The sequence below is a fragment of the Actinoplanes philippinensis genome (assembly GCF_900113015.1).
GTDB lineage: Bacteria > Actinomycetota > Actinomycetes > Mycobacteriales > Micromonosporaceae > Actinoplanes > Actinoplanes philippinensis.
The window spans coordinates 65,623-86,587 of record NZ_FONV01000016.1 but is presented as its reverse complement, the minus strand read 5'-3'; the positions used below and the strand labels follow the sequence as shown (position 1 = coordinate 86,587).

The 20,965-nt window shown below is 71.8% G+C and carries 19 protein-coding genes and 1 pseudogene; 9 read left to right on the top strand and 11 right to left on the bottom strand.

Translation table 11 applies throughout. The features are described from left to right. Positions 1-12: 12 nt before the first annotated feature. Together BM290_RS36560 and BM290_RS36555 are read right to left on the bottom strand one after the other, a co-directional pair. On the bottom strand, positions 13-3,171 hold the full coding sequence (locus tag BM290_RS36560) for a penicillin acylase family protein (RefSeq protein WP_093620526.1): 3,159 nt from the start codon (positions 3,169-3,171) through the stop codon (positions 13-15). A gap of 72 nt (positions 3,172-3,243) precedes the next feature. Further along, positions 3,244-3,963: a dienelactone hydrolase family protein gene (locus BM290_RS36555; protein WP_093620644.1), complete on the bottom strand. Its 720-nt coding sequence runs from the start codon at positions 3,961-3,963 to the stop codon at positions 3,244-3,246. A gap of 49 nt (positions 3,964-4,012) precedes the next feature. On the opposite strand from BM290_RS36555, the gene BM290_RS36550 reads away from it, so the two are divergent. Genes BM290_RS36550 through lepB form a run of 3 tightly spaced genes read left to right on the top strand, consistent with a single transcriptional unit; the run spans position 4,013 to position 5,851 of the window. After that, the gene (locus BM290_RS36550; protein ID WP_177320041.1) at positions 4,013-4,711 is read left to right on the top strand and encodes a DUF4184 family protein; all 699 of its coding nucleotides are present in this window, start codon (positions 4,013-4,015) and stop codon (positions 4,709-4,711) included. Between the two features lie 54 nt (positions 4,712-4,765). Then, positions 4,766-5,203, top strand: a complete 438-nt coding sequence (locus BM290_RS36545; RefSeq protein ID WP_093620524.1) for a nuclear transport factor 2 family protein — start codon at positions 4,766-4,768, stop codon at positions 5,201-5,203. Between the two features lie 36 nt (positions 5,204-5,239). Next, positions 5,240-5,851 carry a signal peptidase I gene (gene lepB, locus BM290_RS36540; RefSeq protein WP_093620523.1) on the top strand — a complete coding sequence of 204 codons (612 nt, stop codon included), beginning with the start codon at positions 5,240-5,242 and terminating at the stop codon, positions 5,849-5,851. 18 nt (positions 5,852-5,869) lie between these two features. Here lepB and BM290_RS36535 read toward each other — a convergent pair whose 3' ends face one another. Together BM290_RS36535 and BM290_RS36530 are read right to left on the bottom strand one after the other, a co-directional pair. Next, positions 5,870-8,164, bottom strand: a complete 2,295-nt coding sequence (locus tag BM290_RS36535; RefSeq protein ID WP_275413318.1) for a putative bifunctional diguanylate cyclase/phosphodiesterase — start codon at positions 8,162-8,164, stop codon at positions 5,870-5,872. Between the two features lie 182 nt (positions 8,165-8,346). Continuing rightward, a complete protein-coding gene (locus BM290_RS36530) occupies positions 8,347-9,393 on the bottom strand; it encodes a LacI family DNA-binding transcriptional regulator (RefSeq protein ID WP_239143999.1) in 1,047 nt (348 codons plus the stop codon). 239 nt (positions 9,394-9,632) lie between these two features. Between BM290_RS36530 and BM290_RS49285 the strand changes: the two genes are divergently transcribed. Both BM290_RS49285 and BM290_RS36520 read left to right on the top strand, forming a co-directional pair. Next, positions 9,633-10,469, top strand: a complete 837-nt coding sequence (locus BM290_RS49285; RefSeq protein ID WP_093620521.1) for an AbfB domain-containing protein — start codon at positions 9,633-9,635, stop codon at positions 10,467-10,469. An 86-nt stretch (positions 10,470-10,555) separates the two neighbouring features. Next, on the top strand, positions 10,556-11,164 hold the full coding sequence (locus BM290_RS36520) for a DivIVA domain-containing protein (RefSeq protein ID WP_093620520.1): 609 nt from the start codon (positions 10,556-10,558) through the stop codon (positions 11,162-11,164). Positions 11,165-11,306: 142 nt separating this feature from the next. Here the strand turns inward: BM290_RS36520 and BM290_RS48750 are convergent, their stop codons facing one another. Continuing rightward, positions 11,307-11,447, bottom strand: a complete 141-nt coding sequence (locus BM290_RS48750; protein WP_177320038.1) for a hypothetical protein — start codon at positions 11,445-11,447, stop codon at positions 11,307-11,309. On the opposite strand from BM290_RS48750, the pseudogene BM290_RS51150 reads away from it, so the two are divergent. Continuing rightward, a pseudogene (locus BM290_RS51150) lies at positions 11,380-11,664 on the top strand (DedA family protein); the annotation flags it as partial. The gene BM290_RS48750 and the pseudogene BM290_RS51150 sit on opposite strands and share 68 nt — an antisense overlap. Before the next feature lie 316 nt (positions 11,665-11,980). On the opposite strand, the gene sigJ reads toward BM290_RS51150, so the two are convergent. Continuing rightward, positions 11,981-12,967, bottom strand: coding sequence for an RNA polymerase sigma factor SigJ (gene sigJ, locus BM290_RS36510; protein WP_203779689.1), 987 nt, complete (start codon positions 12,965-12,967; stop codon positions 11,981-11,983). Beyond that, on the bottom strand, positions 12,964-13,437 hold the full coding sequence (locus tag BM290_RS36505) for a carboxymuconolactone decarboxylase family protein (protein ID WP_093620641.1): 474 nt from the start codon (positions 13,435-13,437) through the stop codon (positions 12,964-12,966). The genes sigJ and BM290_RS36505 overlap by 4 nt, the downstream gene beginning before the upstream one ends. Positions 13,438-13,514: 77 nt before the next feature. Here BM290_RS36505 and BM290_RS36500 point away from each other — a divergent pair, with 77 nt between their 5' ends. Together BM290_RS36500 and BM290_RS36495 are read left to right on the top strand one after the other, a co-directional pair. Further along, positions 13,515-13,994 carry a 2'-5' RNA ligase family protein gene (locus BM290_RS36500; protein WP_093620518.1) on the top strand — a complete coding sequence of 160 codons (480 nt, stop codon included), beginning with the start codon at positions 13,515-13,517 and terminating at the stop codon, positions 13,992-13,994. A gap of 79 nt (positions 13,995-14,073) precedes the next feature. Further along, on the top strand, positions 14,074-14,595 hold the full coding sequence (locus tag BM290_RS36495) for a DUF6817 domain-containing protein (protein ID WP_093620517.1): 522 nt from the start codon (positions 14,074-14,076) through the stop codon (positions 14,593-14,595). A 106-nt stretch (positions 14,596-14,701) separates the two neighbouring features. Here the strand turns inward: BM290_RS36495 and BM290_RS36490 are convergent, their stop codons facing one another. Both BM290_RS36490 and BM290_RS36485 read right to left on the bottom strand, forming a co-directional pair. Beyond that, the gene (locus tag BM290_RS36490) at positions 14,702-15,484 is read right to left on the bottom strand and encodes a polyamine ABC transporter substrate-binding protein (protein ID WP_093620516.1); all 783 of its coding nucleotides are present in this window, start codon (positions 15,482-15,484) and stop codon (positions 14,702-14,704) included. After that, positions 15,481-15,723 (bottom strand): hypothetical protein, encoded by a 243-nt coding sequence (locus tag BM290_RS36485; protein ID WP_093620515.1) that lies wholly within the window; start codon positions 15,721-15,723, stop codon positions 15,481-15,483. Before BM290_RS36485 ends, BM290_RS36490 begins: the two co-directional genes overlap by 4 nt. Before the next feature lie 196 nt (positions 15,724-15,919). On the opposite strand from BM290_RS36485, the gene BM290_RS36480 reads away from it, so the two are divergent. Further along, complete coding sequence (locus BM290_RS36480) at positions 15,920-16,525, top strand: helix-turn-helix domain-containing protein (protein ID WP_093620514.1); 606 nt, start codon at positions 15,920-15,922, stop codon at positions 16,523-16,525. Between the two features lie 25 nt (positions 16,526-16,550). Here the strand turns inward: BM290_RS36480 and BM290_RS36475 are convergent, their stop codons facing one another. Both BM290_RS36475 and BM290_RS36470 read right to left on the bottom strand, forming a co-directional pair. Further along, positions 16,551-19,202 (bottom strand): AAA family ATPase, encoded by a 2,652-nt coding sequence (locus tag BM290_RS36475; RefSeq protein ID WP_093620513.1) that lies wholly within the window; start codon positions 19,200-19,202, stop codon positions 16,551-16,553. Between the two features lie 150 nt (positions 19,203-19,352). Then, positions 19,353-20,954, bottom strand: coding sequence for a xylulokinase (locus tag BM290_RS36470; RefSeq protein WP_239143998.1), 1,602 nt, complete (start codon positions 20,952-20,954; stop codon positions 19,353-19,355). Positions 20,955-20,965 lie beyond the last annotated feature (11 nt).

The window sequence follows — 20,965 nt, the reverse complement described above, 5'->3', positions numbered from 1 at the left end:
GGGACGTCCTGCTCAGCGGCTGTACACCTCGATCTCGTAGATGGACAGGCCGTACTGGGTGGCCCGGGTGATCCCGGTCAGGCGGACATACCGCGCGGTGCTCGCGGTCAGCGCCACGGTGTCCTGGCCTCCGTTGCCTCCGGTGACGGAGGCGACCTGGGTCCAGGTGGTCCCGTCGGCCGAGGTCTCTATCTTGTACGCCGACGCGTACGCCGACTCCCAGAACACCCGCACCCGCCCGATCGCCGTCGGCGAGCCGAGGTCGATGCGGATCCACTGGCCGTCGGCCCACTCGCTGGCCCACCGGGTCGACATGTTGCCGTCGACCGCGTTGGCCGCCGCGTTGCCCGACTGGCTGCCGGACGCGGTGACCGTCTTGCCCGCGGCCAGGTTGGCCAGGTTGTCCCCGCGCTTGGCCGGGAACGACACCACCTGCTGGTAGGTGGGCCGGTTCTGCCAGGCGATCAGGTCGTGGGTGATGCCGCCGAGCGGGCTCTGCAGGATCGCGTCGGCGCACCACTGGTTGCCGGCCGCGCAGTGCTCGTCGGCCGGGTAGGTGGTGGCCGCCGGCTCGGCGATCGCCGCGGACAGGCTGGTCAGCAGCGCGCTGCGGCAGGCGCTGACGGTCCCGCCGCCGCAGTACTTCGTCGGCCAGCCGGGCACGCTGTCGCCGAGGACCGCTCGCAGGTCCTTGTGCACCCAGCCCCACCAGCCGTACTGGAGGGAACTGCCCTTGTGCCCCTGTGCCGAGTTGGCCGAGTGCGGCAGCGTCGACACCTGGCCCGTCTGCGCGCCGGACGGCGATTCGTTGATCTGCAGGGTGTCGACCAGCGCGGTGTAGAGGCCGGCGCCCAGGCCGCTCTGGAACTGCGCCTGCACGATCCGCGGCCACCAGGCGTCGAAGATCCGGATGGCGTCGGCGTCGGCGTAGACCTTGCTGCCGGCCGCCGTCTCCTTCCGCAGGGCGCCGCCGGCCAGCCAGGTCCGCAGTTTGGCGAGCGCGGCGGCCTGGGTGGCGTCGGTGACGGCCGCCGTGTCGATCATCCGGAGCAGGACCGGGAGCAGCCGGGAGCCGCGCAGGTCGGTGAGCCCGGCCTGCTGCACGACCTTGAGCAGGCTCGCCCGGTCGTACTTCACCCCGGCCGCGATGCCGGCCTTGAGCGGCGCGTCCAGCAGGTCGCCGCGGTGCACCGAGGAGAAGCTGAAATTGCCGTCGGCCGCCGAGTACCCGGCCGCCTGCTTGTTGTTCCAGCTCGCGAAGTAGTCCTGGTTGACCGCCTGCACGTGGGCGGACGCGGGACGGTACCCGGTCCACTCCTGAGCCGCGTCACCCCAGGCGGGCAGGTTCGGATCGGCCGTCGGCGGGCGGATCGGCTCGGTGCCGGAGGTGAACATCGCGGTGTCGGCCGAGTTCACGTAGAACCAGTTGAAAGCGAACGCGATGTTCGACGCCGAGTTCTGGAACGCGGACGGCGTACCCATCTGATCGGGCTCGTTGAACATCTGGAAACCGATCGCCGAATCGGCCTCGTGACCGTAGGTGGACCGTTTCGCGGCGAAGGCCACCGGCACGCCGCCGACCTTGCCGCGCCAGGTCACCAGGCCGTAGTTGGTGCGCAGCACGGTCAGCCGGTAGGAGCCGGCGGCGGTCGAGTCGGCGGTGGTCGGCGTCCACGAGTTGACCCGGCTCAGCGTCTCCATCGCGGTGCACGTGCCGTGCCACAGGTAGCTCACCGACGCCGTCGTCGGGGTGCTGCCGTCGGCGTTGCACAGCCGGATCGCGTACGTGTCGGTGATGTCCTGCACCGACGAGGTGGCGCTCCACGCGTAGTCCGGGCCGCGGCCCAGCAGGGTGTACAGGTTGAGGCCGCTGAACGCGACACCGCGGCTGCTGATCCCCGGCCCCTGCAGCTCCTGGAGCATCAGCAGCTGCGGGGCGAAGTAGCCGGTCTGCGGGCCGAACACGGCGACCGGGTGGCCGGTGGCCGAGTGGGCGGCGCTGACCACCGCGGCGTTCGACATGCCGCGGTGCGCGCCGCCGATGGTCAGCGTGCCCAGCGAGCCGGCGATGGCGCTGGTCCCGGTAGCACCGGTGGCCGCCGAGCCGGTCCGGTCGTAGACCAGCGGTTCGGGGGTCGCCGTCCCGGCGTCCGGCATGGCCACGCCGGTGGCATTCGGATCACCGCCGCCGTACGGGAAGGACTGCCCCGCGTGCAGCGTGGCCACCGCTTCCGGATCGTTCTGCGACCGGAACTGCTGCCACACCTGGTCACCGACGGTGGCGCCGTACTTGGCGCGGGCCGCGATCCGCACCAGCGCCGACGGCATCTCGTTGCCGCCACCGCCACCGAACAGGCCACCGATCACCCCGGCGACCGCGATCAGGTCGGTCGCCACGAAGTCGACCGGGCCGCCCGCGTTCGTCACCGCGTCAAGATGACCCGTCAATACGTATTCACCTGGACAGTCACGTGCAGCCATGCAGTCGTCGATGTACTTGTTGATTCCGGCAAGGTACTGCTGCACGTCGTCGTAGAGCTGTGCTCCCCGCGTACCGGAGGCTCGCAGGGTGTTGATCTGATTCTGCAGGTCCGCCTCGGTGTAGGGGGAGTTGCGCCAGACGCTCTGCTCGAGATCGCGGTTGCCCGCGGCGCCGCCGGCGAAGGCGGTGAGGCTGCCCCGGGCGACGTGCCGCATCAGGTCCATCAGGAAGAGCCGGTCCTGCGCGCCCGCGTAACCGGCGCCGAACATCGTCCCGGCCCGGGTGACGCCGGTGACGTGCGGGATCCCGAGCGCCTTGTCGCGGACGATCCGGACGTCCGAACGCGGGGTGATCGTGCTCGCCACGTCGGCGGCCGCGACCCCGTAGGAGGCGTCGTTGAAGAACGTGTTGATCTGGCCCGGCGTCAGGCCGGTGTAGCTGTGGGTCAGGTTCGCGTACGGGGCGAGCTGGTTGCCGGAGTTCGCCGGCAGGGTGCCGAACACCTGGTGGGCCAGGATCGCGGCGAGGTCGGCGTCACCGTTCTGGCCGGGCGGCAGGATGTCGGAGCACTCGCCGAGGCAGTAGTCGTTTGTCGCGTACGCCGCCGCGGCCGGCCGGGGGCTGGTCGCGGCGAGCGCGGCGGGGATCAGAAGGAGGGCGGCGAAGGAGAGAGAAAGGCGTCGGCGCATGGGGGTCCCTTCGGGGTACGCCAGGAACGCGAAACTTTCTCGCCGATGCTAAGACATCGAAGAATGTGAAATCTAGGTTTCGCGGAAGAAGGCGACCGCCTCGATCAGGGCCCGATCGGTGAGCGCCGGATCGTGCCGCGGCCCGATGTCGCGCATGAACGCGTGCTCCCCGCCGGTGTAGACGTGCAACTCCACATCGGTCAGCCCGGCAGCGTACAGCCGGGTCAGGATGTCGAGGCGCGCGTCGGCTGGGACGTGCGGGTCCCGGCTGCCGAAGACGATCAGCAGCCGGCCCCGGATGTCGGCGGCCCGGTCCAGGCTGTCCGCGACGTCCGCGCCCAGGGCCCCGTTGTGCAACCCGGTCGGATAGAAGCAGACGGTCGCCCTCACCCGCTGATCGAAAGCGGCCCGGAACGCCAGATGCCCGCCGATGCAGAAACCGGTCACGAAGACATCGGTGACATCCGCCCGGGCGGCCAGGTGGTCCAGCACCGCCGTCCGGTCGGCGTCGAACTGCGTCGTCGTGGTCGCCGCCGCGCCCGCCAGGCCCCGCTGCTTGCCGGCGTCGTCGAACTCCAGCGCCACCCCCGCCAGTTCCCCGTGCGGGTAGATCTCCGGCGCCATCACGACGAAACCCTCGGACGCCAGCCGCCGCGCCGTTCGCAGCGTCGACTCGGTCAACTGGAAGATGTCGGTGTAGAGCAGCAGCCCGGGGTACGCCTTCTCGCCGACGGGGCGGATCACGACGGTCCGGATGTCGCCCACCCGGACCTCTTCTTCAGACAACTTCATGATCAGCACATTAGGGGCACGGTGGGCGCGGTTGGCTATCGTGCGGGCGGTGCCGAGTACATTTCCCACCCACCCCGCCGGGATCCTGCCCCTCAAACTGTGGCGGCCGCGCTGGTTCGACGGCGTCGCCCTCGCGCTGGGGGCGGCGTCACCCGACGTGGCGTACCTCGTCGACGGCAGCGGGCTCCCGGTCTGGCCCCTCTCCCACCAGCTCCACGGCCTGATCATTTTCTGTCTGCCGGTCACGCTGCTCGGCTGCCTCCTGGTGCGCCGCGCGGCCCCGGCGATCGCCGCCCACCTGCCCGCGGGCGGGACGTTCGCGCTGCGCGACTACGGGGCGCTGCGGACCTCCGGGCACCGCTGGTGGATCACCGTGAGCTCGGCGATCATCGGCGCGGCCAGCCACCTCGTCCTCGACGGCCTGGAAGCCTGGTATCCCGGCATCGAGATCCCGGCCCACATCGTCGGCCTCGCGGCCATGGCGCTGATCGCGGCGATCATCGGGCGCGGGCGCCTGCTGCGCCGCTGGCACGGCGACCCGCCACCGGTCACCCGGCGGCCGGCCCTCTTCTGGTCCGTCGCGGCGGCGGTCGCTGCGCCGTTGCTCGCGGTCACCCCGTTCCTCCCGGCCGCTTTCCTTCCCCACACCACGGGGGTACGGGTGCTGACCGCCCTCTCCCTGGGCCTGCTCGCCGCCGCGGCGGCCGTCGGCGGCCGTCGTCGCGCCCCCACGCCCCACCCCGCCTGAGCCCGGTCCCGCCGGGGCGCCGCCTCGGCAACGGCAGCGCGCTACCGTCACGCTGTGACGAGTGAGCAGCACCCGGGCGGGGCGGCGACCGAGGACCGCGCCGCGATCCAGGACGTCGTGCGGACGTTCTTCGCCGCGTTCACCTCCGGCGCGGGGTGCGCCGAGCGCCTCGACGGTCTGCGGCGGCTCTTCCTGCCGCAGGCCGTGATCGTCCGGGCCGGTGGCGGCACACCCGCCGTCTACGGCGTGGACGACTTCATCGCGCCTCGGGCACGGCTGCTGACCAGCGGCGCCCTGACCGATTTCCGGGAGTGGGAGCTGACCGGGCGCACCGACGTCTTCGGCGACATCGCGCAGCACTTCTGCGGCTATGCCAAGACCGGCGTGCAGGACGGCGTCGCCTTCACCGGGCGCGGAATGAAGACCCTGCAGTTCGTGCGGACCCCGGCCGGATGGCGGATCAGCGCCGCAGCGTGGCACGACGAGCCCTGACAGCACGGTTTGTGGTTCGCTTGTAGTGTTCCGGGAGTGTCCACAAGCACCGATGTCGCCAAGGCCCGCCGGGCGCGCTGGGTTGAGTATCTCGTCCTGATCGTCGTGGCCGTCGTGGTCGCGGGAGTGGTCCGGACCTTCCTCGTCCAGACGTTCTACATTCCGTCGGCGTCCATGGAGCAGACCCTGGATCTCGACGACAAGGTTCTCGTCAACAAGACCGCCTACTGGTTCTCACCGCCCGGCCGCGGCGAGATCGTGGTCTTCGCGCCGCCGGTGGAGTGGTCGGCCGCGCCCGGGCAGAACTACATCAAGCGGATCATCGGCGTGGCCGGCGATCACGTCATCTGCTGTGACCGGAACCAGAAGATCACCGTCAACGGGCAGCCGCTCGACGAGGACTACCTGTTTCCGGGGGACGCCCCGTCCGACAAGACGTTCGACGTGACAGTGGGCGCGGGCCGCGTCTTCGTCCTCGGCGACCACCGCAGCGCCTCCGGCGACTCGCGGGAACACCTCGACGCCGCGAACGGGACCGTCCCGGAGGACCGGCTGGTCGGCCGGGCGTTCGTCATCTTCTGGCCGCCGTCGCGGGCCCGGAGTCTGGCGGTGCCCGCGACGTTCGCCGACGTCCCGGAACCTCGCTGACCCCCGCCGGCACGCCTGTCACGTGCCGGGGGACACCGCCGTGACCGGCAACCGTCCCGCGGCGCCGAACCGCTCGGCACACCGGTCGGCGGGCAGCGGCTCGGCCATCAGATATCCCTGGCCGTACCGGTAGCCCATCTCCCGCAGCACCTCCAGTTGCGCCTGGCTCTCGATCCCCTCCGCGACGGCCTTGAGCTGAAGATGCTCGGCGAGCTGGGCGACCGCGGCGGCCACCGCGAGACGGCCCCGGTCGGCGCCGTCGCTGATGCCGTCGACGAAGGACTTGTCCAGTTTCAGCACGTCGACGGGGAACGAGCGCAACAGGCTCAACGACGACTGGCCGGTGCCGAAATCGTCCAGCGCCAGCCGTACGCCCATCTCGTGCAGTGCCTGCAAGGCCTCGGCCACCTGCCGCCCGTCGGCCACCGACGACTCGGTGACCTCGACGATCAGGTTCCGGGGAAGCAGATCGTGCTCGCTGAGCACCGCCGCGACCTCGTCGACGAACCCGGGCTCGCGCAACTGCCGGACGGCCACGTTCACGTTGACCGCCTCGATGGCGCCCGGCCGCTCCCGGCGCCAGTGAGCCAGCTGGGCACAGGCCTCGCGCAGCACCCAGGCGCCGAGCGGCACGATCAGCCCGGACCGTTCGGCGACCGGGATGAACTCGGCCGGCGACACCGGGCCGCGCACCGGATGATGCCACCGCACCAGCGCCTCGGCGCCGTGCATCTCGCCGGTCACCAGGTCGTAGACGGGCTGATAGAGTAGCCTCAGCTCACCGTTGGTGATGCCGTTGTGCAGCTCACCGGCGAGGCGGGCGCTGCCGGCCAGGTCGAGTCGCATCCGGGGCTCGAACCAGGCCCAGGACGCCTTGCCGGACTCCTTCGCCGCGTACATCGCGATGTCCGCGTTGCGCAGCACCTCGTCCGCCGTCTCACCGGCCGCCGCCACCGCGACACCGACGCTGGCGTGCAGCAGCATCTGCTGCCCGCCGGAGACGACCGGGCGGCCGACCGTCTCCCGCAGCCGTGCCGCAGCGGCCTCCGCGGCGGCGCGGTCGGCGGAGGGCAGCAGCACCGCGAACTCGTCGCCACCGAGCCGGGCCACCGTCTCGCCGTCCCCACGGCCGTCCTCCAGACGCTGCGCGACCTGGCACAGCAACCGGTCGGCGGCGTTCGGGCCGATCGTGTCGTTGACCAGCTTGAAGTCGTCGATGTCGATCAGCAGGACGGTGGCGGGGCGATCCGTCTCCAGCCGGCCGTCGAGCACGACCCCGAAGCCCGTACGGTTGCGCAGGCCGGTCAGCGAGTCGGTCAGCGCCAGCCGCTCGATGTGCGCCTGCTGGCGGCGGATGACGGTCAGCGCCTCGTCCTTCGCCCGCAGACCCGCCATCTGCCGGACGACCACGAACGCCGTGATCAGCATGGCCCCGACCAGCACCCGGCGGCCGTGGGGATCGAGGCCGCGGGCCGAGACGGCGACCAGCCCCGCCGAGCCGGCCAGGGTCAGGAACAGCACCGGGTCGGCGAACGACCACCGTGGCCGGGTCGCCGTGCCGGTCCCCTCCGGACGGGCCAGGACCACGCTCTGCCGGTACGCCGCCAGGCAGATCGCCAGAGCGATGAGCGGATAACCGAGCACCGAGAGGATCAACATCCCGGTGCTCGACCCGGTCAGGAACAGCACCACCGCGGCCAGCGCCACCAAGGGAGCCGCCGCGAGCAGGCCCAGCGCTCCCGGATCGACCCGGCCCAGCGGGCTGACCGCGGCCCGGCCGAAGACCACGAGCTGGAGCAGGCAACCGACGCCGATGAGCCCGGCGGTCCAGCGGCTGGACAGGTCGGCTCCCGGCGGCGCCTGCTGCACCACGAGATAGCCGCACAGCAGCAGGCCGGCGCCGGCGACCGCGGCCCCGTCGAGCGCCAGCCGCAGCCAGTCGACGGTTCGGCGCCGGCCCAGCGGCGCGTGCCGGAAGGCCAGCAGCGCCAGGGCCACACTGAACAGGTTGGGCAGAGCCTCGTACACCTGCATGCCACCGGCGCCGACCGCGATGCCCACGCCGGCGCCCACCATGCTCAGCAAAAGGCAGAAGACGGAGTACGTCCAGAGCCGCCAGAAGTCACGGATGTCCCGCGGCGCCCGCTCCGATCGTGCGGTGTCCCGGCAGGCGGCGGTCGCGGCGGCGGCCACCACGGCGCCACCCAGATGTCCCAGGACCCAGCCGCCGTGATGCTCCAGCGGGACAGCCGCCACCGCCAGCACCATGCCGCCCGCCGCCACCACGACCGGCCGGACCCGGGCGCCCTTCACCGGACCCCACCCGAACCCTGTGCCGCAGCCATGTCCACTCCCGTCGGCGTCCGTCGGCGGCGATCACGCGCGGTTCGTGCTCGTCCCCACCGGTGAGATCGGCCGGTCCCCGAGGGGACTGAGCTGTTGCGTCCGTGGTGACATGACCCGACGCCGCGGGACGGCGTGACGCACGAGCCTGATCAGTCCGGTGGGCGCAGCTCGCCGGAGCCCCGGCGGATCAGGGTGGTGGGGATCCAGTGCTCGGCCGGTGGGCCGGTGTGGCCGTCGATGCGGCGGAACAGGGCCAGCGCCGCGGTGCGGCCCATCGCCGCCGGGTCCTGGGCGATCACGGTGATCGCCGGGTCGAGCAGGTCGGCCAGGGGGAAGTCGTCGAAACCGACCAGGGCCACGGTGCGGTGCAGACCGAGGCGGCGCAGGGCCCGGACCGCGCCGATCGTGATCGCGTTCTGCGCGGTGAACAGGGCCGTCGGCGGGTCGGGGCGGTGGAACAGCTCCAGCACCCGGCTCTCGGCCAGCGCCTCGGAGCTGAGGTCGCCGACGACCAGCCGCTCGTCGGGGGTCAGGCCGGCTTCCTGCAGACCGGCCAGGAAGCCGTCCCGGCGGAGCCGGGCCGTGGGGATCCGGATGTGGTCGCTCAGGCACGCGATCCGGCGATGGCCGTGGGCGATCAGGTGCCGGGTGGCCTCGGTGGCGCCCAGGACGTTGGTGGCCAGCACGGTGTCGCCGGGGAAACCGTGGCCCGGCCGGTCGACGAACACGACCGGCGTGTCCACCCGCAACTCCGACGCCAGGTAGCTCTGGTCGGGGCTGACCGTCGCCATGATCAGGCCGTCGGCGCGGCGCATGGTGATGCCGCGGGCCAGCTCGCGTTCCCGGTTCGAGCACTCGTCGAGGTTGCCGGTGATCACCTGCACGCCACGGGCACGGGCCTCGTCGTCGACGGCCCGGTGCAGGGTGGCGAAGAACGGATTGCCGACGTCCTTGAGCAGCAGGGCGATCATCTCGGTACGCCGATCACTGCGCCGCAGGGTGCTGGCGCCGATGTCGGGGCTGTAGTTGAGCAGCTCGATCGCGCTGCGGACCTGGGCGACCAGCACGGGGGAGACGTTTTCCTCGTTGTTGACGACCCGCGACACCGTCTTGAGGCTGACGCCCGCGATCCTGGCGACGTCGTTCATCGTGGGCCGGCCGCTGCCCCGCCCGCGGGACGTCCGTTCCGGTGCCACAGTGCTCCCCGTCCCCCGTGCTGCCGACCGGGTAAAGAGTAGAGGCAGCCCGGGAACGGGACAACGATGTCAGCACGGCATAATCATCGAACCGCTTCGCTGACCACGGCAAACAAAGCTGACTGAAACAATCTGTTGACAACGATGGGCGGCTCACGTTCACTCCCTTGACAACGTTGTCAGGGACACGAGTCCCGCCCCCTGCTGACCTTTGTCGTGACCCAGGAGCCCCACACCAGATGACGAAGGCCGACAACTCCGAGACCGTGCGCATCGACGGGTGGATTCCGCCGTACGCGCCGGGTAGGACCTACGGCGCCGCCGCCGGCCCCGGCCACCCGGACGGGTCACCGCCGCGCCGCTCCGGTCGCCCGCTGCTCGTGCTCGCCGCCGCGACCGGCCTCGCCGTGATCGCCTACGGCATCGCCGCGGCCGTGGTGCTCGGCACCGAGTCGCCGCGACTGCCGGAGCATGCGCTCCCGGGCGCCGAGTGGTCGCCGGGCCTGGCGACGCCGCCGGTGTCGGTGCTGCCGTCCCCGCCCGCCGAGGCGGTCGTGCCGACCCGGGAGATCCGTGAGGCCGGGGTGACGAGCACCACCCGGCCCGGCCACGGTGCGGCCACCCCGAGCCGTACGGCCAGTCCTTCGCCGTCGGCGGACCCGGCCTTCATCGTGGGCCGCACCGTCGGGATCGGGGTGACCGGCCTGAGCGGGCAGCGGCTGCGCAACCACGACTTCGTCGCCCGCGTCGAGGCGGACAGCGCCGCCAAGGGTCCGAGCGGGCGCTTCACGGTACGGCAGGGGCTCGCCGACGCCCGCTGCGTGTCCTTCGAGTCGGCCGAGTTCCCCGGCTTCTACCTGCGGCACCGCAACTACGTCCTGCTGCTGGAGCGGGCCGACCCGAGCGCTCTCTACCTGTCCGACGCCACGTTCTGCCCGGAGGCGTCGGGCGGAGGGTTCGCGCTGCGCTCGGTGAACTTCCCCGACCACCGCCTGGTCGTGGCCGACGGCTCGGTACGGCTCGTGCGGACACCGGCCGGGCAGGCGACCACGTTCCGGGCCCTGCCGCCACTCTGACCGCTCCGCGTACACCGCCGGCGCCGCCCCACCCCCGGCCGCGCCGGCCGACTCGCGGGCCCGATCCGATCGAACGGACATCCACCATGCCCCTCACCTCGGCGGACATCCAGAACGTGGAGTTCCACGACCCCAGGCCGGGTGAACGCGGCTACGACAGGGAACAGGTCGACGCGTTCCTCGGGGTGGCCGAGCGGGCGTTCACCCGCCTCAACGGCCAGAACCGGGCGCTGCGCGAACGGCTCCGCAACGCCGGCCCCGAGCAGGAGGCGGCCGGCGTCGCCGCCGAACTGGACCGCCTCCGCGCCGAGCAGGCCCGCGCCGAGCAACAGGCCCGCACGCTGAGCGCCGAACTCGCCCGCGCCCGGGAGGTCCAGCGGCCGTCGGAGACGAACGACCGGGTGCTGGCGGTCGCCCGCAGGCACGCCGACGACCACCTGCGCGAGGCCGAGGAGAAGGCGCGGGCCCTGCTGGACACCGCCCGCGCCAAGGCCGACCAGGTGACGAGCGACGCCCAGCTGCGGGCCGCCACCATCGACAGCGACGCCCGGCACCGGCACGCCACCGCGGTGCACGGCCTGGCCGGGGAACGGGCCGCCGCCCTGGCCGAGATCGACCGCCTGACCGAGCTGCTGCGCGACCGCCACGCCGGCCTGCGGGACCTGATCGAGAGCCGGTTGGACGAACTCGGCTGACCGCCGCCCCGGCCCGGAGGTATCAGCGCCCCCGGCCGGGCCCTCCGGGAGTGGACCTCGCGGGCGGACGCCCGCTTCCACCGCCCTGCTGAGGGAGCGCCATGGACATCGTCGGGACCGCCGAGATCCTGATCGGATCGCCCTACCTGTACCTGCTGGTGTTCGGCGTGACGATGTTCGACGCGGTCCTGCCGATCCTGCCGTCGGAGGTGCTCATGGTCGCGGTCGGCGTGTTCGCCACCACCGGCCGGCCGTCGTGGGCGGGGGTGCTCGTGTCCGCCACCACCGGCATGGTCGCCGGTGATCATGTGGCCTACCGGACCGGCCGATGGCTCGTCCACCGGCGACCGGCCGCCCGGGTGGCCACCGCAGCGGCCCGGATGGCCGGGCCGCCGCAGCGGCGGGGCGGGTCCCTCATCGTCCTCGGGCGGTTCCTGCCCGGCGGGCGCGTCGCGATCAACGCCGCCTGTGGCGCGGCCGGCTTCCCGATGACGCGGTTCCTGCTGTTCGCGGCGGCCGGTGATGCGCTGTGGGCGGGCTATGCGCTGACGCTCGGCGCCGCCGGAGGGGTGGCGTTCGGCGCCGATCCCCGGGCGGGTGTCGCCGTGGGGCTGGGGTTCGCGCTCCTGTTCACCGGTGCGGCGCGCCTGTGGCCGGTGCTGCGACGGTGCCGCCGGATTCGGGGACGGTGGTCACGGGCGGTGCGCGCCTGTGGTCGGCGTTGCGACGGTGCCGCCGGATTCGGGGACGGTGGTCATGGGCGGTGCGCGCCTTTCGCCGGCGCTGCGACAACGTCGCCGGACTCGGGGACGGTTGTCATGGGCGGTGCGCGCCGGGGGCCTCTTGCGCGAGTGGGGGCCCGTTCGGCCGTACCCGATGGTCGGATCTTGGGCGAAGCCCCAGGTCGGAGACCTGGCCGAGATGGCGCAGCTTGTCGGGGTTGACCACGGACCGGGCCGCCCGGACCCGGCCGTCGGTGATGTCGAGGGACATCACCGCGACGACGCGGCCGGCGGCGTCGTGCAGGACCCCGCCCGGGCGGCCGTTCACCCGCGCCGGGCGCAGCGTGACGCCGAGCCGGCGGAAGCGGCGGAACAGGCCGGCCAGCAGGCGCGCGATCGCCAGGCGGCCGGTCGGCGGGGTGGCGAGCGTCTGCGCCTTGCCGCCGCCGTCGCCGATCAGGACGACGTCCGGGGCCAGCATCGCCATCAGCGTGTCGATGTCGCCACCGGCCGCGGCCGCGAAGAACCGGTCGGCGAGCGCCGCGGCCTCGGCCTGCCGGGCCGGCGAGTCGTCCGGCTGCGGTGAGCCGGCGTGGACGCGCTGCCGGGCGCGGGCGAAGATCTGCCGGCAGTTCGCCTCCGACCTGCCGACCAGGACGGCGACCTCCGGATATCCGTATCCGAAGACCTCGCGCAGCATGAACACCGCCCGCTCGACCGGCGCCAGCGCCTCCAGCATGACCAGGAACGCCATCGACAGCGAGTCGGCCAGCTCGGCGTGCTCGGCCGGACCCGGTCCGGCGGCCGGGGCCACCAGCGGCTCCGGCAGCCACGCGCCGACGTACGTCTCGCGGCGCACCCGTGCCGAGCCGAGGTGGTTGATGCCGAGCCGGGTCACCGCCGTCGTCAGGTAGGCCTTCAGGTTCGTCACCGCGGTGCCCGCCCGGCGTGCCTTGACCAGGCCGAGCATGGCGTCCTGCACGATGTCCTCGGCGTCGCCGACCGAGCCGGTCATGCCGTACGCGATGGAGAACAGCAGCGGCCGGTAACCGGCCGCCGCCGTCTCGTCCGATGACGTCACGCGAACTGGCCGGGCTGGTACCAGCCGGCCGGCTGCTGGACGATCACATTGATCCTGTTGAACGCATTGATTACTGCAATTGACGCGACAAGTGCAGTCAACATGTTCTCGTCATAGTGTTTCGCAGCGTTCGCCCACACCTCGTCCGGCACGCCGCCGGCGCCGTCGGCGATCCGGGTGCCGTGCTCGGTCAGCTCCAGGGCGGCCCGCTCGGCGTCGGTGAAGACCGTCGCCTCCCGCCACGCCGCCACCAGGTGCAGGCGCTGCGCGGTCTCCCCGGCGGCCGCGGCTTCCTTGGTGTGCATGTCGACACAGAACCCGCAGCCGTTGATCTGGCTGGCCCGCAGCAGCACCAGCTCCCGTGTCGAGTCCGGCAGCCCCGCCTCCTTCGCCGCTCTCCCGGCGGCGGTGAAGTGCTTCAGGATCTTCCCGGCGACCGGGTTGGCGAACAGGTCGAGACGAGCTTCCATGGCGAATTCCTCCGTCGTGTTTCGGTCCTCGCCTCTCAGACAGAACAGCCGGCGGATCTGTGACAGCATCGGAAACCGTGCGGACCGTGGAATTGGTGCTCGACGACACACTTGACACCGCGGTACGCGAGCTGTGGCGGATTCTGCGGGCCGCCGGGCTGCGCAGCCTGGCCACACACACGCACCCCAGCAACCGGCCGCACATCACCCTCGCCGCCGCCGAGTCCCTGGAGGCGCTGCCGGCGGTGCGCCTGCCGGTGCCGGTACGCCTCGGGCCGGTCCGGATGCTCGGGCGTGCCCTGGTCCGGCCGGCCGACTCGCCGCGGCTGCGGGAACTGCAGGCCGGCGTGTGGCGGGCGCTGGACGCGACGAACCCGCTGCACGCGCCGGACGTCTGGGAGCCACACGTGAGCCTCGCCCTCAACCTGCCCGACCGGCAGCGGGCCGACGCCCTGGCCCTGCTCGCCGGGATCCCGGCGATCTCCGGCCACGCCGTCGCGGCCCGCTCCTACGACACCTCGACGCGCACGGTCACCGAGCTGGGCGCAGGGCGCTGACCAGGCGGGGGAGCGCTGCGTGGTCCGGTCGGCACGCTCCGGGGCGGCGGAACGGTGATCATGCTCGTACATTCGGCTGATGAGTGTCGAGGCATGGCTGCGTGAGCGCGGCACCGAGACGATCCAGCATCCGGGTGGCACCCTCTACGCGCACCTCTGCCGGGTCCGGGACCGTCTGGCCGCCCTCGGGCACGACGCCGACGTGCAGGCCGCCGGTCTGACCCACGCGGCGTACGGCACCGACGGGTTCGATCTGGCGCTGCTGTTCTGGCGCGAGCGGGACACCCTGCGGGAGCTGGTCGGCCCGAACGCGGAGGAGCTGGTCTACTTCTACGGGGCGTGCGACCGCGACCGGTCCTGGCCCGGCCTGGCCGACACGCACCGGATCGTCGACCGGTTCACCGGGGCCGCGGTCCGTCTCGCCGACTGGCAGATCACCCCGTTCGTCGATCTGAGCATCGTCAACGAGCTGGACGTGCTGGAGCACGACCCGGCACTGCTGGCCGAGCACCGCGACTACTTCACCGGGCTGTTCGACGCGTGGTCGCCGGTCACCTCACCGGCCGTCGTCACCGAGGCCCGCCGCGTGCTGGCCCGCTGACCTCAGCTCAGGGCGATCGGGCCTCCGGCCGGGGCGATGGGGCTTCCGGCCGGGGCGATGGGGCTTCCGGTCAGGGCGACCGGGCTTCCGGCCGGGCTATCGGGCTTCAGGTCAGCACGATCGGGTCGAAGACGCGGGCGAAGTCGCACTGCTCCTCGGCGGTGTCGAAACCGACGTAGTAGTGCAGGCGCTCGTAGTCGGCGTCGCTCGGGAAGACCAGGGAGCTGCCGGCCACCTCCTGCAGCGCCTCGCGGTCGTCGCCGGACAGCTCGGCGGCGTCCTTGCGGATCCGCTCACGGGCGGCCGGGACCGGGCAGACGTAGTTGATGTACGAGGCCAGCGAGGCGGCGTTCTCCACCTCGTAGAAGAAGTCGATGAGCATCAGGGCGTCCACCGGATTGGCGGCGGTGATCGGGATGGCCAGGTTGTCCGTCCAGATCGTGCCGCCCTCCTGCGGGATCACGAACGTGAGGTTCGTACCGTCGCTCATGTTCTTCTGGAAGATGTCGCCGGACCAGGCCTGCGAGATCCAGATCTCGCCCTTGCCGAGAGCGTCGAGGTAGTCCTGCTCGTAGTAGTTGCGCACGAGCCCCGCGTCCTTCTGCTCCTGGAGCTTCGCCGCGGCCTTCGTCCACTCGGCCTCGCCGGACCCGGCCGGTGTCAGGCCGGCCGCCAGCAGGCCGAAGTCGGCCAGCTCGCTGACGTCGGACATCATGCCGACCTTGCCCTTGAACGGCGGGTCCCACAGGTCGGCCAGCCTGGTGATCGGCCGCTTGATCCGCGCCGGGTCGTACGCGATGCCGGTGATCCCGGACGCCCACGGCACGCTGAACACGTTCGCCGGATCGAACGACTCCCTGAGAGCCCGCCGGCCCGGAGCGCCGGTCATCGTCCCGAATCGACGCGGGCTCGTTCCCGGAGTACGTAGTTCACATGCGCCCGCACGATGTACGGGAAGTCGTGTTGGAGCGCGCGCTGGATCAGCACCGGGCTCTTCCCGAGTATCGCGATCTTGCCGACGATGGCGCCGTACAGGTTGTCGTCCGGCCGTACGCAGACACCGAAATCGGGCGCCGGCGGATTGATCCGGGCGGGGTCGCGGCTCTGCATGTCGCCCTCGTGGACCATGTGTCCTCCGCGTTCTCGCGATCGATCGGATCTGTTCGACGCTATGAACGATGGGACCGCCGGTCCATGACGGGGTCAGGCAGCACCATGACACATCGGTGGCGGGTTCCGGTCACGGCCGTCCGGGCCTGGTGCCGGCCGCGTCCCCGACTACCCTGGCAACGATCTCTCGGGTGTCGATGAAGGGTGTCGTCGGGTGGCCGTCGAGGTTGCGGTCGTCGACCCGTTGCCGATCTTCTGCCATGGTGCGGTGGGAATCCTCACCCGAGCCGGGCACACGGTCCGGACCCCCGGCGACGTGGTGACCTGGGCACGCCGGACCCCCGAGGCGCTGATCCTGCTCACTGTCCTGTCGGACGCTGACTGGACGGTTCTCGAACGGCTGACCGGCGAGCCGATCCGCCATCCGGTCATCGCGGTGGTCGATGCGGGCATGGAGACCCTGGGCGTACGCGCGGTACGTGCCGGCGCCCGCTCGGTCGTTCTGCGGCAATCCGACGCCGCGGCCCTCATCCGGGCCGTCGTGGCGACACTCGACGGTCAATCGGTGCTGCCGGCCTCGGTCACCGCCGCGCTGGCGGCCGGCCGAGCCGCCGGGCCGGCCTCCGCCGCGGCCGTGACCGAGCAGCAGATCTCCTGGCTGCGAGCGCTTGCGGCCGGAAGCACCGTCGCCGACCTGGCCGGCCGGAGCGGCTATTCCGAGCGGGCGATGTTCCGGCTCCTGCGGGTGGTGTACCGGGAACTTCAGGCCGGCAGCCGGGTCGAGGCCCTGATCCGGGCGAAGGAACTGGGCTGGCTGTAGCGGGCCTCGACCGTGCCGGGTCCGGTCACCGAGGGGCGTGGTCGTTGTTGCCGGCGGCCGCTGCCCGCAGCACCTCCAGATCGGCCGCGCTGATGTCCGGCGCCAGAAGACCGAGCATGCCGTGCAGTCTCTCGACGAGCCGGGGGGCGGGCGCGGGCACCGCCTTGCGGGCGAGCCCGAAGGCTTCGACGGCGGCGTCGAGGGGCACTCCCCGCAGCGCGCGTTCACCGGCGAGGGCGAGCCCCTCGAACTCCGCGGCGGAGTAGTCGCGGGGGTCGTCCCGGCGACGCTCCGCGGATTGCCGGCGCAGTGCGGTGAACGAATCTCTGGCCACATCGCGCCGGCCGAGCCGGAAGGCAGTCAGGGCGTTGAGGCCGAGGACGACCAGTGCCTGACCGTCCCGGCGGAGTCGCATCGCGCCGTCAAGGAACCCGGCCGCGTCGTCGAGCCGCCCGACAGCGAGGAAGACCCAGCCGAGGGTCGTGCGTGCCTGCAGGACCGTGGCGGCGTCGTAGAGTTCCAGCGCCTTCGACACGGCCTGCCGGGCGAGACGCTCCGCCTGTTCGTAGTCGCCGCGGTCGGCCGCGAGATCGGCCTGCGCGTCCAGCAACTGTGCCCGGAGCAGGGGACGATGCTCCTCGAAACGCCGGGTCAGCTCGACGGCCTCCGCCATCAAAGCGGCCGGCTCCCTGGGGCTCTTCAGTTCGGAGTGCCAGCGAGCCAGACGAATGGCATACCGCACCGCCTGCGGATCCTTCTCGTCAAGGGCGATGCTGAGTGCCTCGCGGCCGAGACGGATGGCTCCGGCGTGGTCACCCCAGTGCCGGCAGCAGTCCGCCAGTCCCGCCTTCGCGGCCATCCGCCCCCGCGGGAGTTCGAGTTCCTCGGCGATCCCGAGCGCCGTGGCGAAGTGCTCGTGCGAGCGGACGAACTCGCTGTCCTGCCAGTGCAGATCGGCGAGGTTGAGATAGACGCTGCTGAGTCCCTCCAACTGCCGGTCCGTCCTGCTCGCCTCAGCTCTGGCCCGGTCGAACGCCTCCGAGGCCTCGGCCTTGCGACCCTGTGTCAGGTAGAGCCAGCCGAGGTCGTTGGCGTTGCGCATCTCCTCGTCGGCATCGGCCAGCTGGCCGGCCACCTTGGCCCGATACGGCGTCAGAAGCTCGGTGCACCGCAGGCGGGCCAGGGCCGGGTCGAGTTGTTCGATCAGTTCGAACGCCGCATCCCAGACCTCTGCTCTGGTCCAGGCGTCGAGCGCTGCGAAGTGCGGCTCGAGATCCTCGACCCTGCGTGCCTGTTGCGTGGATTCGTGGAGGAGGCCGGTGAGAATTTCGGCGGCGGGCTCCAGCAGCGCGGTCGTCCCGTCCGGAACGCTGTCCATGGCCTTGTGGATCTCGGCGTTCGGCACGAGATACCGGCGTTCACCGGAGAGACGGTCTGGGCCTACCGCTACCACCCGGGCGTCGACCAGCGACGTCAGGGCGGCGCCGACGGCGTCCGGCGGTGCCGTGCCGTCGAGCAGGGTGGCCAGCAGGGTGCGGGAGACCGGGATGCCGAAGGACACCAGACCGGCCACCACCCGCCGTTCGGTGGCGTCCAGCGACTGGATGATGTGCTGGGCCAGCACGGCTTCGACATGGTCCGGGCGCTGTGCCAGCCGTCTCGCCAGCGCTTTCGCCGTGAGCTGGTTCCCCGGAAGGCTCAACGCCGAGCAGAACAGCTCCGCGAGCCGCGGGACACCGTGCAGAACCGCGTGCAGGTCGAGGTGCTCGACGTCGCCTGCCCGGACCCGGCCGGTGCTCTCCAGGCGGCTCAGATACTCCCGGAAGTGCTGCGGGTCCAGGTGGTTCACGGCGATGCGCACCAGGGCCCGTGGCCACGGTTGCCGGCTGCGCCGTTCGGGGACCGTGACGAAGGCGAGCACGATCTTGACCGGGCGTGGCCGGCGCTCGGCCACGATGCTCAGGGCCTCCTCGAAACTCATGTTCCGCAGGTGTTGCTGCGCATGGTCGACGAGCCACTGCGCGTTGTCGACCCAGATGACGAGCGGCTCCGCCCGGGGATCCTCCAGAACCGCGGTGAGGCGGCTGAGCGGGTCGTGCAACCCCCGGATCGGAACGTGCCGGCCCTCCAGCGCCTCCAGCAGCCGGTTGACGCTGAGGTCGCTGCGCGGGGTCAGCTCGATGCGCCGGACGGCGCCCGCCTCGTCCCGGCCCGTGCGCCGGAGGACATCGCGCACCAGCACCGTCTTCCCGACGCCGGGCTCGCCGTGCACCATGATCACGGCGGAGCGGTCACCGGCCAGCGCTCTCTCCAGCCGGTTGCTCTCGGTGTGCTGGTTGACGACCCGCTCGCCGGACCTCGCCGGTTCCGCCTCGGCCGGGCCGGTGCTGATCAGCGCCTTCAGATCGGCGACGGGCACCAGCGCCAGCTGGGGAATCGTGGACGCCGGCGACTCCGGGGACCGATCGGCCCCCGGGCGGCGGAACCAGACGAGGAACAGCACGAGCGCGGGGATGATCGTGGCGAACCAGCTGCCCCGCTCGACCCAGTCCCAGGCGCCGCCGCCGTACCGCTTCTCCAGCGTGTCCCACAGCGCCAGCGGCCAGGTCAGCAGGAGCGCGACCAGAGCCGGGACGCCGAGGACCGCCGCGCGTGTCCACCACTGCCGCCCGCTCACCGGCCCATCATGACCTTCGATGGCGGGGGCGGGGATCGGCGGTGACGGCACCGATTCTGTCGTGGATCCGACGTTGCGGTGCGCCGCCGGTTGTGAGCGGGAGCCCGGGACGGCGGTGGCGGCCGCCGCCCCGGGTGGCCGGGCAGCCCGTCAGGTGGCCGGGCGGTTTAGGCGGCGGTAGACCGGGGCCAGACGTTTGTGCAGGTCCTGATAGATGTCGTAGATCTCGAGGTAACGGTCGTGGTCCGGGCCGGGGGTGTAGACGTGGTCGTTGCGGGTCAGGGCCGGGATGTCGTCGAAGGAGATCAGGCCCGCGCCGACGGCGCCGATCCAGCCGGCGCCGCGGGCGTTGACGGTGACCGGGTTGGCGTCGCGGCGGATCTCGATGCCCAGGACGTCGCTGAAGATCTGGCACCACGAGTCGGAGCGGGCCGCGCCGCCGGTGATCACCATCGACCGGACCGGCGTGCCGAGGAATTTGTCGACCGCCGTGGCCAGCCAGCGGGTGTTCAGGGCGACCCCCTCGAAGACGGCCCGCAGCAGGTCCGAGCGGGTGGTGTCGAGGGAGATGTTCAGGAACGCGGCACGCAGGTTCGGGTCGTCCACGGGGGCGCGTTCGCCGTACAGCCAAGGGGTGTAGATGACGCCGTTGGCGCCGGCCGGGACCGACGGGATGATCTTGTCGAAGGCGTCGAAGATGGTGCCCTCGTCGCGGCTCACGTGGCCGGCGCTGACGATCGGGTCGTCGTATTCGACGATCTTGTCGCGCAGCCAGGTCAGGTTGGCGCCGGCGGTGGCCTGCAGCGCCGTCATCAGGTAACGGTCCGGGATCGCGCACGGGATCGACGCGATGCCGGTGAGCACGTCGGTCTTCTTGCGCGGCACGTGCGCCGCGATCCACGACGAGGTGCCCAGGTAGAGATGGGTCTCGTTGTCGCCGATGGTGCCGGCCCCGATCGCCGCCGCGGTGTTGTCGATCGCCCCGGCCACGACCTGCACCGACCGGGGGAGACCGAGGTGATCGGCAGCATGGGGGGCCAGTGTGCCGATCACCTCGGTGCAGGCCACGATCGGCGGGAACTTGTCCGCATCGATTCCACTGGCGGCGACCAACGCGGGGGAGTACCGGATGGATGGGGCCTTCCGGTTGTCCGTCACCCACGAGGTCAGGATCGAGTCGACAGTCGCCACCGTGCGGCCGGTCAACTTCAGATTGATCCAATCGAGGACGTTGAGAAAGGTTTTGGTCTTTCTGTACACGTCGGGCATCTCGTCCCGGACGAGCAGCATGTGCGCAGCCGGGTCCTTTCCGGTCACCGACGGCATTCCACCGGTCAGCCGCAGCCAGCGGGCGATCTTCAGGACCGAGATGCCGTCGTACGCCGGAAAGCCGCCGAACTGCCTGCGCAGGTGCGGTGCTCCGCGCATGTCGAGCCAGCTGATGCACCTGGTCAGCGGCTCACCGGCGGCGTCCACCGCGATCGTGCCCTCGCCCTGGGTCGACGAGCAGATGGTCGTCACCGCCCGCACGTGGTCCGGAAGCTCCCGGCCGAGGTCGGCGACGACCTCGGCCAGCGCGTCCCACCAGGCGACCGGGTCCTGCTCGGCGCCGCCGCCGGGCAGCACCACGAGCGGGACCGGCCGCTCGGCCCAGCCGGTCACCGTGCCGTCGGCCGCGACGAGGGCGGCCTTCATCCCCGACGTGCCGAGGTCGATCGCCAGGATCTGCGGCGGGATCGCGCTGTTTGCCACCGGCGCCAACG